The sequence below is a fragment of the Paenibacillus sp. FSL H8-0315 genome (genome assembly GCF_038005365.1).
Taxonomy (GTDB): domain Bacteria; phylum Bacillota; class Bacilli; order Paenibacillales; family Paenibacillaceae; genus Paenibacillus_AQ; species Paenibacillus_AQ odorifer.
Map to the genome: position 1 here is coordinate 6,152,001 of NZ_JBBOTA010000001.1, position 15,377 is coordinate 6,167,377.

Here is a 15,377-nt window from a genome sequence, read left to right on the forward strand (position 1 = left end):
CTCTTTATCGTTGTGGTTCACCGGATTTTACCGAATTTATGCTAGAATAAGGTGAGTGGCATATGGCAAAAAGGAGAGCGAACATGCAGAAGTGGCATCATATTTTTCATAAAAGTACAGGTCTTAGCCCTTATGTATGGGTCGTATTTTATATTCTACCGTTTTATTTCATCTTTCGGTCCTCTTCTCCCTACCAGGTAGTTTCGGGAATCTTGATGATCGCTGTGTTTTTTGTTTGTTATGTGCTTTCTTTTGTCTCCAAGGGTTGGTTAGTTTATTTTTGGACGAGCGTGCAGATACTGGTCTCTATAACGATGACGTTGTTGTTCGGATATATGTATTTTGCGCTTTTTTTAGCCTTTTTTATTGGGAATATCCAGAACCGAGTTGGGTTCTTCACCCTGTACTCCATTCATTTGCTGACTACGATTATTACGATCAATTATGAGCTGCTGTCGCGTAATCCCGTATTTATCAGCCAGCTTCCCTTTGTGCTTGTCAGTATGATTGCAGTGATCCTGCTGCCAATCAGTACCTATAACCGGAATAATCAAGGGAAGCTACAAGACCAATTGGAGGATGCTAATAAGCGTATTTCAGAATTGGTTAAGCTCGAGGAACGCCAGCGGATTTCACGTGATCTTCACGATACATTAGGTCAGAAGCTTTCGTTAATTGGTCTGAAAAGTGATTTGGCAGGAAAGCTTATCGACAGTAATCCGACGCAAGCAAAAGCCGAGATCAATGATGTACGCCAGACGGCAAGAAGTGCGCTGAAAGAGGTCCGGGAGATGATTACGCGAATGCGCGGCATTCGGCTTGAGGACGAACTCGTTCATATTCAGCAGCTTCTTGCGGCTGCGGAGATCGACTATGTTTTGCAAGGCAATCCTAAACTGTCTAACACTTCATTGATTACGGAGAATGTGCTCAGCATGTGTATTAAGGAAGCTGTCACAAATGTTGTGAAGCATAGTAATGCACAATCTTGCGCAATTATCATTGAACCCACACGCACAGATCTCATCATTAAAGTGAAAGATGATGGAACTGGCATCCCGGGCAATGATCTTTATTTTAAAGGACATGGGCTGCAAGGTATGCGGGAACGTCTTGAATTTGTAAATGGCTGTATGGATATCGTGCGAGATGAGGGTACTACGATAGTGATTAAGGTCCCAAATGCATTTAAGCATCCGGAACAGGAGGTAACCGTATAATGATTAAGATTGTAATCGCTGAGGATCAGCGAATGCTCCTTGGAGCGTTGGCATCTTTGTTGGATTTAGAAGAGGATATGAAGGTCGTGGGCCGGGCAAGCAACGGGGAAGAAGCTGTAGCGATGGTTCAGCAGCATAAGCCGGATATCTGTATTATGGATATTGAGATGCCAGCGATGAGTGGTCTCGACGCTGCGGAAGCGCTGAAGAATAGCGGCTGCAAAACGATGATATTAACCACCTTTGCCCGTGCGGGATATTTCGAACGTGCGCTCAAGGCGGGAGTTCATGCTTATTTGCTGAAAGACAGTCCTAGCGAAGAACTGGCACTTTCGATACGTAATGTGATGGCAGGCCGACGCATGTATGCACCGGAGCTAATGGATGAAGCCTACAGCGGTGAAGTAAATCCTCTGACTCAGCGGGAGAAGGAAGTACTTGGACTCATTGCCGACGGTAAAAATACAAAAGAGATCGCCAGCCAGTTGTACATTACCACGGGAACAGTCCGGAATTACATCTCAGTTATACTAGATAAGCTGGATGTAGGTAACCGCATCGAGGCGATCACTCGATTTAAGGAAAAAGGTTGGTTTAAGTGAGCGGGGGTAAGAAACGATTAGTTGGTTGAAGCAGCTTGTAAACGCGAATAGCAGAGCGCTGATCGCTGATTGCTGATTGCTGATCGCTGATCGCTGATCGCTAATCGCAGATTCCTGATTTATACTCTCCAATCGCAAATAGATGTATTTCCTACAACTATATGCTATAAAATGCTCTGCAGATGCGATTTAGTTGCATTTCTTACATCTAAAAGTTCACTTAGAGGGCATTTCCATTATTTTTCGGGGAAATAGTTGTAGAGAATGCAGTTAAAGAGTTGTCTAAGCAGAAAATATACTTATAATTGTACTGAGTGCAGCTATTTCTTTTATTAGCATTAGTGAAATTCAATATAATCCGCTAAAAATAAAATTTTTAATGTTATTTTGATGTTAACACTCGCCAAATGTTCCCGCGCCGTATATCATTAATTATCGGCCTATTATCCACAATAGGACAGTTAATCAAAAGGAAGTGTATTTTCTGATGTCAAGAAAGCTAAGAGCCGGCATAGTTGGCGGCACAGGTATGGTAGGACAACGTTTTATTGCCCTTTTAGAGAATCATCCTTGGTTTGAAGTAACTGCGATTGCTGCCAGTGCTAGATCTGCTGGAAAAACGTATGAAGAATCGGCCAAGGGCAGATGGAAGTTATCTACTCCAATGCCTGAGAACGTAAAGAATATTATGGTCCAAGATGCTTCTAAGGTAGAAGAAGTTGCTGCGGACGTGGATTTGATTTTTTGTGCTGTAGACATGAAAAAAGATGAGATTAAAGCGCTCGAAGAGGCTTATGCTCGCACCGGAACACCAGTAATCTCCAATAACTCAGCGCATCGCTGGACGCCTGACGTGCCTATGGTCATTCCTGAGATTAATCCGGAGCATCTTGAGGTTATTGCACAGCAAAGAAAACGTCTGGGAACAGAGACAGGTTTCATTGCGGTTAAACCTAACTGCTCCATTCAAAGTTATGTGCCTGCACTTCATGCGCTCAAAGACTTTAATCCTTCTAAAGTGGTGGTCACCACCTACCAAGCCATTTCTGGTGCAGGAAAGACTTTTGCAGATTGGCCAGAAATGCTGGACAACGTGATTCCTTATATCGGTGGCGAAGAAGAGAAAAGCGAGCAAGAGCCTTTGCGGATCTGGGGAAGCGTTGAAGAAGAGGGTATCGTAAAGAGTGAAGCTCCAACGATTACTTCGCAGTGTATCCGTGTGCCTGTAGCGGATGGGCATATGGCTGCTGTATTTGTTTCTTTTGAGAAAAAACCGTCCAAAGAAGAGATTCTGAATCTCTGGAAGAGCTTTAAAGGACGTCCTCAGGAGCTTGAACTGCCTAGCGCACCTAAACAGTTCATTACCTATTTTGAAGAGGACAATCGTCCACAGACCAAGCTGGATCGTGATATTGAGAACGGAATGGGCGTATCGACGGGCAGACTCCGGGAAGATGCCCTCTATGATTACAAATTCGTAGGTCTCTCCCATAACACCCTGCGCGGAGCGGCTGGCGGTGCTGTGCTGATCGCTGAGCTTCTGAAAGCAGAAGGTTATATTCAACCGAAATAAGTCCATGCATGAGCTGCAAAGCTGATGTGAATAGACACCTCATCAAAGCTTAGTCTTTGGTGGGGTGTTTTTATTTTAATTTTGAATTTGGTAAAATAAGTTATGGAAGGAGAGGATGCCATTGAATAAATATTTATTAGCTTTTATATGGTTACCATTAATCCTGTTTACAAGCAGTTGTACATCGTCAGCTCAAGAGGAACAAGAGTATGGAGTGTCCTCTATAAATGCCGAAATTCCTATTCCGAAGAATGCCAAAGAAATCGAAGTGATAACAAATTCAAATAACCCTAATATAAAAATTGGAGCAAAGTACGAGTTGGATAATATAGGGGGAGAACAAGGTCTTTATCGGCCTGAGGGCTATTTTAATAAATTAAACGATGCTGGATGGATAGAGATGGAGGACAAGCGGTTAGGACATGTGCAATTTTTTGAAAAAAAGGACACCGTCATCGCCATCGAAATACATCAGGATACCTTTGATATTCATGAAATGAATAAAGATGCTAAATTCTAAACAGTGGCTAGTTAGATGAAGCATTTGTTATTACTTAAACAGAAAGGTTGAGAGTGTGGTAAGATAGGTAAAGTGTATAAACTATACGAATTCTGAATGACTGACGGAGTGATATGATGGGTGCAAAAAGTAAAGGTGGCGGCACAGGCAGAGGTACGGGGAGTAAAGGCTGGACACGCTGGAACAAAACAGCAAAACCAGTTAAACCTGCAAAAGGTGACCCAACGACGGGTCCAGGTGCTAAAGGTGCAGGTGGAAGCAAGGGCAGTAACGTGAAAAAAAGCGGAAGCACCAAATAGCTCCCTTAAACTGGGTTATTCCTGAAGGTTAACATCTGATTTTGATCGTTAAAATCAGGTGTTTTTTTATGACTAGAGGTAAGGTAAGTATATAGAATGAAAGTAGGATCAGCAGTGAGAATCGATAAATATATAAGCGAAACAGGCTTTTGTTCCAGAAGGGAAACCAAACGATTAATTGCAGCAGGTCGAATCGCTGTAAACGGTATTGTCTGTGAGGCGAACATTCTTATAGAGCCAGAGGATATCGTATGGATCGATGGGGAGCCGATAACAAGCAGTAAAGGGGAGCCAGTGTATCTCGCTTTGAATAAGCCGATAGGCATTACCTGTACAGCAGCCCCACATGTGGCTGGGAACATTATTGATTTTGTAGGGTATCCTTCAAGGATCTTTGCGATTGGCAGATTAGACAAAAACTCGGAAGGCCTCATTTTGTTAACCAACGATGGAGAGATTGTAAATAAAATGATGCGTTCCGAGAATGGGCATGAAAAAGAATATGTAGTTCATGTAGACAAACCGGTTACGTCAGAATTCTTACAGGCGATGTCTAGCGGCGTGAACATTCTTGGAGTCACAACGAAACCTTGTGAGGTCTATCGGATCACAGAATGTCAGTTTAGAATTATCCTAACTCAAGGTCTTAATCTGCAAATACGCAGAATGTGCAAGGAGTTAGGATATAGAGTACTAAAGCTGGAGCGCATAAGAATTATGAATATTACATTAGACGGCTTGGAACTGGGACAATGGCGGCATTTAAGCAGTGAAGAGCTGTATGAGCTTATGTCCCGCTTAAACTGACTTTGTCAACAAAGCCTCTGGCAGTTGTGGTAATATCTTCAGCTCCGGCAATCGCTGAGATAACAGAAATCCCATCCGCACCAGCTGTTAATACTGGTGCAACATTTTGCAGCGTGATTCCCCCAATGCCAACCAAAGGGATGGTAATGCCTTTATTTCTTAGTTCTTCAATCATCGCAGTGCCTTGAACAGCTTTGGCATCCTCCTTGGATGACGTAGGATAAATGGGACCCACGCCCAGATAGTCGGCTCCATCGGCAATCGCCTGCTGAGCTTCAGCGAAGGAGTGAGCGGATACACCAATGATTTTATTCTCTCCAAGTAGCTGGCGGATCGCCAATGCAGGTGTATCCTCCTGTCCTACATGAATTCCGTCCGCATCAAGCGCGATCGCTAAATCAATGTCGTCATTCACGATAAAGGGCACGCCATTGGCATGACAGATCTTTTGAAGTCGTCTGCCAAGATTAAGTCGTGCCTTATCGCTTAAGGATCCGGTACCCTTTTCACGGAATTGAAACATGGTTATGCCTCCAGCAACCGCTTCCTGCAGCACCTTAACAGGAGCTTTACGGCAATTTACGCTGCCCATAATGAAATAGACTTTTAATAGATCTCGCAGATGATCACTGTTCATTCGTTGCACTGTTTATCCCTCGCAGTCTGTTCTGATAAGCAAAATGATTGGTTGGTCCATGCCCAGCCCCTATGCCCAGCTCGTCCTCAATCGCCGCTTGTATAAATGCTTTGGCAGTTTGAATGGCCTCAGCTACGGATTTGCCTTTGGCTAGCTCGGCGGTGACCGCTGCTGAATAGGTGCAGCCTGTACCATGCGTATGTCTGGTCTGAATCCGGCTACTCTCCAATAAGGTATATTCGTGACCATCATATAGAAGATCGGTTACGGCTGTGGTCGAGGTATCATGTCCCCCTTTTAGTACTACATATTTGGAGCCCATGCCATGAATGATTTTGGCTGCTTTTTTGCGTTCTTCTATGGTGGAGATCGTCATCTTTGTGATCATTTCGGCTTCGGGAATATTGGGTGTCGTCACCAATGCTAAGGGCAGCAGATGGCTGATTAAGGATTGAACCGCCTCCTGCAGCAGCAGTGTGGACCCTCCTTTAGCGACCATCACAGGATCAATTACAAGATTAGACCAGCCGTAATACTTAATTTTATCTGCCACAATGCGGATGATGTCGCTGTTAAATAACATCCCGGTCTTTACGGCATCTGGTTGCAGGTCAAGTCCTATAGAATCAAGCTGCTGATTTATAGCTTCCAGAGTCACTGGATAAACCCCTTGGACACCCAGCGTATTCTGCGCTGTCACAGCTGTAAGGATGGACATGCCATAGACAGAAAGCTCCTGAAAGGTTTTTAGATCGGCCTGAATGCCAGCACCACCGCCGCTATCGGAGCCGGCAATGGTTAGAGCTTTGGATATAATCATCGATTTCACTCCTTTGAGGGTCATTAACTGAGCTGTTTGATACTAGATCTTTCTAGGAAGACTTCTGGCGTGACCCATGTCAGTTGATTTAGAAACTCAACCTGAAAGCTTCCCGGCCCTTGACCAGTTGTTAATTCAGCGGCGATTTCAGCGGCTACTCCATAGAAGGAGAGGGCTTCCACTGCGGCCTCCAACGAGGCACCTCCACTTACCGCGAGAAATGCACCCACAACAGCGCTGAGCAAGCAGCCAGTTCCTGTAACTTTCGTGAGAATAGGGTGACCGTTGCTGGCAATATAAGTGTTTTTTCCATTCGTGATCACATCGTCTTTTCCAGTTATGATGACCACACAGCTTAACTTCCTCGCAGCAGCTTCAGCCAAAAGGACTACATCGCCTTCACCTTCGCCAGCATCCACCCCTTTAATGGACCAACTCTCTCCAATGACATTAGCGACTTCAGCTACATTCCCCCGCAGTGCGGTGATTTGCATCTCATTCACTAGCTTTTGAGTGACAGCGGTCCGATAAGAAGTTGCGCCTGCACCTACCGGGTCAAGCACTAGGGGAACCCCGTGTTTATTAGCGGATTTACCAGCGAGCAACATAGATTGAATGGCGTAGTCATTGAGTGTGCCTATATTTAGAACTACAGCAGACGACATAGCGGCGATGTCGATCACTTCTTCGTGGGCATCCGCCATAAAGGGAGAGGCACCCAGCGCCAACAGACCGTTGGCTGAGAAATTGGCTACTACAATATTAGTGATGTTGTGGATCAAGGGGTTGGATTCCCGTACTTTGGCTAAGTAACTCATCATAATTCCTCCTCAAGCTTGAATGAATAACCAACTAAACGTTACAGATTGATAAAAGCTTCTTGTGCTTTAATATCTTCTGGTAGAAGATCGTTGGTGGATAACCACTGCTGAACCTTTTCCCAAGATGTCGGGTCTTGATAACCAAAAGTTTGATCGCCTGCATTCATCAGCGGCAGTAGAATTTCAAGACTTTTTTTCTCAATCTCCTTGTCGAGCGGTGAAGTTGCATCTTCATGTGCAATCAGTAAATCCAGGGCTTGTTCAGGATTCTGCTCCACAAATTCCTGTCCTTTTGTTATGGCATTTAGAAATTTTTTAAAGTAGGCTTCAGAATTTTGCAATCCTTGTTCGCTGGCCACCAGCACAAGCTCATAATAGTCAGGTACTCCGTAATCCGTTGGATTAAGCGAGGTGACCGGATGTCCCTCTTTTTCAAGGATCAGTTGTTCATGGTTGATGAATCCGCCCATTATTGCGTCCACTTGTCCTGTAGAGATCGCAGGGATAAGGTCAAAACCTACATCAATCAGCTTGGCGGATGAAGGATCGCCTCCATCACTCTGGATCATTGTCCGAATCATCGCTTCATAGAGCGGAATGGAGGAATAGCCGATTTGTTTTCCCACGAGCTCTTTGGGACTATGAATACTGCCTGCTTGAGGAACCATCAGATGATTCAGTGGATGCCGCACGATTGCTGCAATCGAACGTACAGGGATTTTCTCTCCGCGTGCCATAAGCACCTGAGGCTGATAACTGAGCGCTAGATCAATTTGATTTGCTGCTACAAGCTTTAGGGCGTCATTGCTGTCCGCAGGCATTTTGATCTCGACATCCAAACCTTCCTCTTGGAAAAATCCTTGCTGTTGCGCAGCGTATAGAAAGGAATGAACGGCATTGGGATACCAATCAAGCATAATCGTCAGCTTGTGTGACTGCTTATTATCGGTATTGGAGGAACCGGTTTGGGAGTTGTTATTTAGCTTGTCTGCCTTCCCGCAGCTGCTTAAGAGCAAAAGTGTGCATACTAGAAATACAGAAATAAGTCCTCGTTGTGGGGATTTTAAATGATTCATTGGTTAGATCCTCTTTTCTTTAAAAATAATTGTTCGAGTAAAGCTATCGCCAGAAAAAGCACAACACCAAGCGCGGACAGCAGAAATACAGCCGCGAACATTTCATCGCTCTGCATATTTCCGGCCATTCTGCGGCTGAAGTAACCGAGTCCTTTACTGCCGCCGAGCCATTCCCCGATAGTAGCTCCGATGACGCAGTATACAATGGACAGCTTTAAGCCAGAGAAAAAAGCAGGCAACGCCAGTGGAATTTGGGTTTTGACAAGCAGCTGCCAGCGGTTTGCACCAAATGTTAATAATAAGTCCTTGTAAGTCTGGCCACTTGTACGAAGTCCATCATATGTACTCACTACAACTGGAAAAAAAGCCGTCAAAAACACCACAGCCACTTTGCTCCACAGCGAATATCCGAACCACATAATAAAAATGGGCGATAGCGCAATTAATGGGACCGTCTGGCTAATGATAAGGAAGGGATAGATGGCCTTTTCTACGGGGCGAAACAGGAACATTCCAATACCCAGCAATACACCAAAAATCACAGAAAGGACAAAACCTACCAGTATCTCCTGCAACGTCGCTAATAAATGCTGTCCAAATAATAATTGCCTGTGCTCGATCAATGCGATGCCAATAGATGAAGGTGCAGGGAGAATAAAGGCTGGAATCAAGTGAAGGCGAACAGCTGACTCCCAGATTACAAGAATGAGCAGTACCAGAAGAAGGAAGGGACCATAGTTGTCTAGATGTTTTTTAAAAGGTATAGGTTGCATGCAATCTTCGCTCCAACTCTGCCCGTAGTGCTATAAACCGGGGTTCATAGTTCATCTTATAATGTCTTGGTTTTGGTAGATCGACAATGATCTCCTGTAATTCGCTGTGCGCACCGCCAGATAATAAATAAATTCGATCACTGAGCAATAGTGCTTCTTCCAGATCATGAGTGATGAGCATAATCGTCTGATTCAGTTCACCCCATAACTCCAACAGCCAACGGTGTATCTCACGTTTGGTCATGGCATCGAGAGCGCCAAAGGGCTCATCCAGCAGCATAAGGCCACTTCCGCCTCCAGCCACTAAGGTGCGCAGAAATGCGACTCGCTGTTTCATTCCTCCCGAAAGTTCATGGGGATAAGCCTTCTCTACATCTGTTAAGCCGAAGCGGGCCAACATTTCCCGAATCTGAATGATTGTTTCCTGTTTACTAAATCTGGGCATGATCTCCCAGGGCAAAAGGCAGTTGTCGAGCACTGTTCTCCAAGGCAGCAATAAATCCTGCTGAGGCATATAAGCGATCTGACCTAAACGACTAGCGGTTGAGGGGAGCGTAGGGAGTTTTATTTTTCCATGAGTAGGTTCGAGTAAACCGGCAACCGTTTTGAAAAATGTGCTTTTCCCGCATCCGCTAGCACCTACTACGGAGACGAATTCCCCTTGCCTGATATCCATGGATAGTTTTGCGAATACAGGGGGTTGTTCAGTTTCCGGAAAAGAGTAGGTTAGGCCTTGAATAGATAAAATGGTCGTGATGATCTAACCTCCTAATATTTTTGTGGAGCGCCTAAACAAATAAAGACCCATCCATTTCCAGAGGAAATGAATGGGTCAAAAAGTTCATTCTGCATAATAACACTTAACATGCTTGATGAAAATTCTGCTCCACTTCCCTCCGCTGGTATGATCCAGATCAGGTTCCAAGGGTCCGGAGCTTGAAGCTCCGTCTCAGTCGGCCGACTCCCCTAGTGAAATAACAGGTCCATATTAATTTGTTTATAAATATACCATATCTTTCTGAGAAGTAAAGAGAGAAAGAAGTGAAGGATTAATCCAAGATTGGGTAAGATATAAGTAGAAATCTAGTTAATATTACAATTCCGATGTACATAATCGGAAAAAAGTATTGACGATCATGTGATGGCAGTGTACTATTCAATTTACCGGAAAAAAACCGGATAGAGAGAGGGGATTTAATAATGAAAAAATGGAGTTTAACTATTATATTGGCGTTAACCGTGGTCCTTGTAGCGGCTTGCGGCAATAATTCGAATACCAATACGGCTGCTGAACCAACAGCTGGAACGAATGGTGGAGCAGCATCTTCAGCGCAAAACAGTTTGGAGGCTGTGAAGGCCAGCGGCAAATTGCGGATAGGTACAGAAGGGACTTATGCACCTTTTACTTATCATGACACTGCGGGGAAATTGACGGGTTTTGACGTGGAAATTGCCGAAGAAGTAGCCAAACGTTTAGGTGTTGAAGCTGAATTTTTTGAAACTCAGTGGGATGGTATTTTTGCTGGGATGGATGCGAAACGGTTTGATGTCATTTTTAATGAAGTTTCCATTAACGAAGATCGCAAAGTGAAATATGATTTCTCTGAACCCTATATTGTATCCAAGGCAGTATTGATCGTGAGCGAAAACAATGAGGATATTAAGACCTTTGCTGATCTAAAGGGTAAAAAAGCCGGACAATCCCTGACCAGTAACTTATCCGACATCGCTCGTGAGAACGGTGCTGAAATCGTAGCTACGGACGGTTTCAATCAAGCGATGGACCTGCTGACTTCGGGACGTATTGATGCAACTGTGAATGATGGCTTGTCTTATCTGGATCTGAAAAAACAAAAACCAGATGCAAAAATTAAAGTGGTTGATGAGATTCCTGAAGGCTCACAAAGTGCCGCGGTATTCCTGAAAGGCAATGATGAGCTGGTGAATGCGGTCAGTGATGCGATTAAAGAGATGAAAAGTGATGGAACGTACTTGAAAATTTCCGAGAAATACTTTGGAGCTGACGTTTCAAAATAATACAAGGCTAGCAAGGCTAATTAAGCCTAGAAGCTAAAAAGGATGTCTGAATAATGGATGACCGCAAAATACAAATTTTCTTAGATACACTGCTACCCCTGCTTAAAGCCGGGGTGGCTTTTACCATTCCGTTGGCGCTACTTTCCTTTGTGCTTGGATTGATTTTGGCGATCCTAACCGCGTTGGCACGTCTTTCACCGTGGGTAATTCCGAAGCTAATCGCCCGTTTTTATGTATGGGTCATTCGGGGAACCCCGTTGTTAGTGCAGCTATTTATTATATTTTATGGTTTGCCGGCTGTTGGTATTGTACTCGACCCTTTCATTGCCGCCACCATTGGATTTACCCTTAGCGTAGGGGCTTACTCATCGGAAATCGTACGCGCTGCTATCCTGTCGATACATAAAGGCCAGTGGGAAGCTGCCTTCTCAGTCGGGATGACTCGTGGGCAGGCTCTGCGCCGCGTAATTCTGCCACAAGCTGCACGCGTTTCTGTACCGCCGTTATCCAATTCTTTTATTAGCTTGGTCAAAGATACATCGCTTGCAGCGATCATCACCTATACGGAGATGTTTAGAACTGCTCAGCAGGTAGCCTCTACCACTTATGAGCCTCTGCTGGTATACTCCGAAGCAGGATTGTTTTATTTAGTGTTCTGTTCTGTGCTGTCGGCGCTGCAAAATTACTTGGAGAAACGACTCGATCGTTACTCTGCGACCTAAAGGAGAGATACTTGTGATTGAAATCATTAATTTGCATAAATCCTTCGGCGCACTCCAAGTGTTAAAGGGTATTGATCTGAAAATGGAGCATGGAAAGGTACTTGTCATTATTGGGCCATCCGGCTCCGGAAAAACTACACTGCTGCGCTGTTTTAATCTGTTGGAAATCCCGGATCAAGGCAGCCTGTCACTCGGGGATATCACCATCAATTTTACAGATCATAAGAAAATTCCTCAGAATTCCGTATTAGCTCTTCGGCAGAAAACAGGGATGGTCTTTCAATCGTATAATTTATTTCCGCATATGACTGCGCTAGGCAATGTGATGGAGGGACAGGTAACTGTCTTGAAACGAACCAAGGAAGAAGCGCGTAAGCGGGGCCTTCAACTGCTGGCTAAGGTGGGTTTGGCTGATAAAGCTGATAACTATCCACATCAGCTGTCAGGAGGACAGCAGCAGAGAGTGGCCATCGCCCGGGCTATGGCAGTAGATCCAGAAGTGCTGTTGTTTGATGAGCCCACTTCGGCGCTCGACCCCGAGCTGGTAGGGGAAGTGCTTAAGGTCATCAAACAATTAGCAGCAGAAGGTATGACTATGGTGATTGTGACCCACGAGATGAAATTTGCCGCCGATGTAGCGGACCGGATCATTTTGATGGATGGCGGTCATATCTTAGAGCAAGGAACGCCGCAAGAAGTGCTGGAGCATCCGAAGAATCCCCGGGCTCTGCAATTTCTGAATAGACTGAATGGTGAAGAAGAGTAGAAAGACAATATATATGAAAAAGCAGCTCGGGAATCATCCGGAGCTGCTTTTTCGTGTGTAGATTATTCAAATGAGAAGAGTAACTGAAATTTGGCTTATCCTCCAGTTTTCAGGAACTCCAAAGCGTTGTAAAGCATAATCGCTGCTTCGGCACGGGTGAGTTCGCTTTTTGGATTAAACTTTCCGTTAGCGTCTAGAGTATTGATCTTGTATTTCAGGGAGCGCTGAATACTGCCTTGATACGCAGGGGTCAATGACGCTTCATCGGCGATATCTACTGGAACGATATTGATCATCGGCAGATTACCAACGCCTTCGATCGCTTGCACTAGATAGTTAGTGAATTGCTCTTTGGTCATAATTAGGCTAGGATCAATGTCTTTTGGAAGCTTAACTTGATTGTAATAAGCATTGATGAAGGCTTCAGCGTACCAGGCTTTGTCTTTTACTTTTGTGAACAAGCCGCTGGCAACAGGAGCTTTGTTAAAGTCAATGGCTGCGAGGCTGAGCTGAAGACCGCCGGAGATAAACTGAATCCCTTGGGCTGTAGTTACCTTAGAGCCAGGGAGAAATTGAGATTCGCTGACACCTTTAATTAACCCTTGATTTTTTAAAGAAATGATTTTTTCTTTGCCGTTTATGTTATCAATATCCTTAAAGGTGTTCCCAGCTGCAAACATCTGACCACCCAAAGAAAAGGAGAAAATGGCTACGGTTGTGATCGCTGCTAGTGTGCTTTTTTTCATGTTCATGTCTTTTCACCTCGTTGTATGGATAGGCTCCTTAGCCTTTGTCACTCCTTTAACGTTGTAAATTATGGAAAGGTTGCGGTCTAATCTGTATTATTTCACGAAAAAGTAGATTTTAATAGAAATATAGGCCAGATTGGGGTGTAGTACTTTGGATAAGTGGCATGAAATGATATAATGATGTCAGGCTCTTTTCATTCGTGGTTAATTTTGTTATGATTATATCGTAACGATTACTATTTATGGTTTGTCTTAACTGCATAAATAGGAGCGTCTCAGAGGGTACGGATGTTAAATCGTTCCGGGAAGGTAGGAGACCAAATGGATCAAATATCAAATATCAGTCAATTGTTTGCGGCGCAAAAATATAAATTAACGCCTCAGCGTGAAGCTATAGTGAACGTTCTGCTCGACAATGAGAAGGATCATTTAAGCGTAGAAGAAGTATATATGCTTGTTAAGAACAGCTATCCACATCTGGGCCTGGCAACGGTATACCGTACACTTGAGCTTTTATGTGAGCTACACATTGTAGAGAAGATGAACTTCGGAGACGGAGTTGCCCGTTACGATTTGCGCGGGAACGATCATTCGCATATGCATCATCATTTGATATGCAGCGTATGCGGTCGGTTGGAGGAAATTAAGGACGACTGGCTTGTGGAGCTGGAGAGAAGAGTGGAACGTGAATATGGCTTTAACGTCACGGATCACCGCCTTGATTTCAAGGGTACTTATGGAACATGTAAACGTACTGGCTGCAAAAAAGCAAAAGCAGAAGCAGATAAAGCAGTCTCGTAAGATTGCTTTCTAACCTAAAGACACAGGCTTTCTCTAAGCCTGTGTCTTTTTTGATTACTGCGTTCTAGGAAGTCTAGCTTCGAGTAGGTACAAAGGATTTGATCCACGTTCCGAAACTGCCAGGGTTACGGCTCTGAACGAGAATTACACCTTCTCCACGGAAGCGGCAGACAAGTGCTTCACCACTAGTTATGCTGTTAAGCCAGCCAGAGGCTGCCTTTTCCACCTTGTAGTCCATATAGTCTGGCCATGCTACGAGGTGTCCGTTATCGATAATCATTTCTTCACCAGGTCCTAAATTTATTGCATGGATAGCACCGAAGGAAGACAGGAACACCGTTCCTCTGCCACTGATTTCTACAATGAAGAAGCCTTCACCGGAGAAGAGCCCTCTGGTTAAATTCTGCATTTTGGTATTTACTTGAATGCCTTCAGTTCCGGCGAGAAATCCGTCTTTTTGAACTAACAGTTTATACGATCCGTCTAATTCTATCGCCTGAATATCGCCGAGTGAGCCAGGCGACAGCAATACCTCACTTTGACCACGGGTCGCTCTAAGTTCTTGAAAGAAGAATTTCTCACCGCTCAGCATTCTCCCGAGACCGCGCATTAAACCACCATCCACGGTTCCTTTTAATTCTACGTTAGGTGACATCGCGACCATTGCGCCCATTTCAGCCTTTACGCTTTCACCGGGATTTAGTTGGACCTTTAACATAGCAAAAGCACCTTCATACAAAACCTGGTAATTCATCCTTTAAACCTCCGCATCTATTTAGATAAGATAGAATACTAGCTTTGCTCTAAGTGTAACGGAATTCTTGCTTCGCTCATAGTCTGGAATATGTTAAAATGAAGTTGTCTTATAGATGTAAGATCAATAATCATTCACCCATGAATAGGAGAGTGGTGTCACATGGCACGAACCAAGACACAAAAAGCCTTGCGTAAGGCAGAGCGCTCCGGAACCTGGTGCGCAGCACAGAGTCGTAGATTGAATAGTGATTATGGAGCCATTTCACAGCATGTACGATTAACACCAAGCAAGCAGGAACAATTGAATAAGAATAGATATAAGGGGCAGATCTTCCAAGATGATGCTCCTTTTTTATTGGCTATTTGATAAGAGAACATCGCTCAGCGTATAGTAATTG

19 protein-coding genes and 1 riboswitch are annotated in these 15,377 nt (G+C 44.3%); of the genes, 11 read left to right on the forward strand and 8 right to left on the reverse strand.

All coding sequences use genetic code 11. From position 1 onward, the window contains the following. The first annotated feature begins 83 nt into the window (after window positions 1–83). From MHB56_RS26715 to MHB56_RS26740, 6 genes are all read left to right on the forward strand, one after another. The gene (locus MHB56_RS26715; protein WP_076125940.1) at window positions 84–1,220 is read left to right on the forward strand and encodes a sensor histidine kinase; all 1,137 of its coding nucleotides are present in this window, start codon (window positions 84–86) and stop codon (window positions 1,218–1,220) included. After that, window positions 1,220–1,822: a response regulator transcription factor gene (locus tag MHB56_RS26720; RefSeq protein WP_036686291.1), complete on the forward strand. Its 603-nt coding sequence runs from the start codon at window positions 1,220–1,222 to the stop codon at window positions 1,820–1,822. The genes MHB56_RS26715 and MHB56_RS26720 overlap by 1 nt, the downstream gene beginning before the upstream one ends. Window positions 1,823–2,309: 487 nt before the next feature. Continuing rightward, a complete protein-coding gene (asd, locus tag MHB56_RS26725; protein ID WP_038570412.1) occupies window positions 2,310–3,395 on the forward strand; it encodes an aspartate-semialdehyde dehydrogenase in 1,086 nt (361 codons plus the stop codon). 121 nt (window positions 3,396–3,516) lie between these two features. Beyond that, window positions 3,517–3,915, forward strand: coding sequence for a hypothetical protein (locus MHB56_RS26730; protein WP_341144203.1), 399 nt, complete (start codon window positions 3,517–3,519; stop codon window positions 3,913–3,915). Between the two features lie 116 nt (window positions 3,916–4,031). Further along, window positions 4,032–4,214 (forward strand): DUF3934 family protein, encoded by a 183-nt coding sequence (locus tag MHB56_RS26735; protein WP_036686296.1) that lies wholly within the window; start codon window positions 4,032–4,034, stop codon window positions 4,212–4,214. Window positions 4,215–4,328: 114 nt separating this feature from the next. Beyond that, window positions 4,329–5,021: a pseudouridine synthase gene (locus MHB56_RS26740; protein WP_076125945.1), complete on the forward strand. Its 693-nt coding sequence runs from the start codon at window positions 4,329–4,331 to the stop codon at window positions 5,019–5,021. Here MHB56_RS26740 and thiE read toward each other — a convergent pair. Genes thiE through MHB56_RS26770 form a run of 6 tightly spaced genes read right to left on the reverse strand, consistent with a single transcriptional unit; the run spans window position 5,002 to window position 9,824 of the window. Continuing rightward, window positions 5,002–5,658 (reverse strand): thiamine phosphate synthase, encoded by a 657-nt coding sequence (thiE, locus tag MHB56_RS26745; RefSeq protein ID WP_339174501.1) that lies wholly within the window; start codon window positions 5,656–5,658, stop codon window positions 5,002–5,004. The genes MHB56_RS26740 and thiE overlap by 20 nt on opposite strands. Then, window positions 5,648–6,478, reverse strand: coding sequence for a bifunctional hydroxymethylpyrimidine kinase/phosphomethylpyrimidine kinase (thiD, locus tag MHB56_RS26750; protein ID WP_341144204.1), 831 nt, complete (start codon window positions 6,476–6,478; stop codon window positions 5,648–5,650). The genes thiE and thiD overlap by 11 nt, the downstream gene beginning before the upstream one ends. 23 nt (window positions 6,479–6,501) lie before the next feature. After that, complete coding sequence (gene thiM, locus MHB56_RS26755; protein WP_076183472.1) at window positions 6,502–7,296, reverse strand: hydroxyethylthiazole kinase; 795 nt, start codon at window positions 7,294–7,296, stop codon at window positions 6,502–6,504. Between the two features lie 41 nt (window positions 7,297–7,337). Next, complete coding sequence (locus MHB56_RS26760) at window positions 7,338–8,375, reverse strand: ABC transporter substrate-binding protein (RefSeq protein WP_248548110.1); 1,038 nt, start codon at window positions 8,373–8,375, stop codon at window positions 7,338–7,340. Next, entirely contained in the window at window positions 8,372–9,148 is a 777-nt protein-coding gene (locus MHB56_RS26765) for an ABC transporter permease (RefSeq protein WP_081383239.1), read from the reverse strand. Before MHB56_RS26765 ends, MHB56_RS26760 begins: the two co-directional genes overlap by 4 nt. Continuing rightward, a complete protein-coding gene (locus tag MHB56_RS26770) occupies window positions 9,129–9,824 on the reverse strand; it encodes an ABC transporter ATP-binding protein (protein WP_248548111.1) in 696 nt (231 codons plus the stop codon). The genes MHB56_RS26765 and MHB56_RS26770 overlap by 20 nt, the downstream gene beginning before the upstream one ends. A gap of 198 nt (window positions 9,825–10,022) precedes the next feature. Beyond that, a riboswitch (TPP riboswitch) is annotated at window positions 10,023–10,126 on the reverse strand. Between the two features lie 222 nt (window positions 10,127–10,348). Here MHB56_RS26770 and MHB56_RS26775 point away from each other — a divergent pair. From MHB56_RS26775 to MHB56_RS26785, 3 genes are read left to right on the forward strand one after another with little or no spacing between them, the layout of a single operon-like run. Beyond that, window positions 10,349–11,185, forward strand: coding sequence for an amino acid ABC transporter substrate-binding protein (locus MHB56_RS26775; RefSeq protein ID WP_076183478.1), 837 nt, complete (start codon window positions 10,349–10,351; stop codon window positions 11,183–11,185). Window positions 11,186–11,238: 53 nt separating this feature from the next. After that, the gene (locus tag MHB56_RS26780; RefSeq protein WP_036686309.1) at window positions 11,239–11,907 is read left to right on the forward strand and encodes an amino acid ABC transporter permease; all 669 of its coding nucleotides are present in this window, start codon (window positions 11,239–11,241) and stop codon (window positions 11,905–11,907) included. Window positions 11,908–11,920: 13 nt separating this feature from the next. After that, window positions 11,921–12,673 carry an amino acid ABC transporter ATP-binding protein gene (locus MHB56_RS26785; RefSeq protein ID WP_076189904.1) on the forward strand — a complete coding sequence of 251 codons (753 nt, stop codon included), beginning with the start codon at window positions 11,921–11,923 and terminating at the stop codon, window positions 12,671–12,673. 95 nt (window positions 12,674–12,768) lie between these two features. On the opposite strand, the gene MHB56_RS26790 is transcribed toward MHB56_RS26785, so the two are convergent. Next, window positions 12,769–13,425 (reverse strand): S-layer homology domain-containing protein, encoded by a 657-nt coding sequence (locus MHB56_RS26790; protein ID WP_076125959.1) that lies wholly within the window; start codon window positions 13,423–13,425, stop codon window positions 12,769–12,771. A gap of 318 nt (window positions 13,426–13,743) precedes the next feature. Here MHB56_RS26790 and MHB56_RS26795 point away from each other — a divergent pair, with 318 nt between their 5' ends. Continuing rightward, window positions 13,744–14,223, forward strand: a complete 480-nt coding sequence (locus tag MHB56_RS26795; protein WP_036686314.1) for a Fur family transcriptional regulator — start codon at window positions 13,744–13,746, stop codon at window positions 14,221–14,223. A 73-nt stretch (window positions 14,224–14,296) separates the two neighbouring features. Here MHB56_RS26795 and MHB56_RS26800 read toward each other — a convergent pair whose 3' ends face one another. After that, the gene (locus MHB56_RS26800; protein WP_036686316.1) at window positions 14,297–14,977 is read right to left on the reverse strand and encodes a TIGR00266 family protein; all 681 of its coding nucleotides are present in this window, start codon (window positions 14,975–14,977) and stop codon (window positions 14,297–14,299) included. 162 nt (window positions 14,978–15,139) lie between these two features. Here MHB56_RS26800 and MHB56_RS26805 point away from each other — a divergent pair, with 162 nt between their 5' ends. Then, window positions 15,140–15,346 carry a hypothetical protein gene (locus MHB56_RS26805; RefSeq protein WP_076301831.1) on the forward strand — a complete coding sequence of 69 codons (207 nt, stop codon included), beginning with the start codon at window positions 15,140–15,142 and terminating at the stop codon, window positions 15,344–15,346. The last annotated feature ends 31 nt before the right edge of the window (window positions 15,347–15,377 follow it).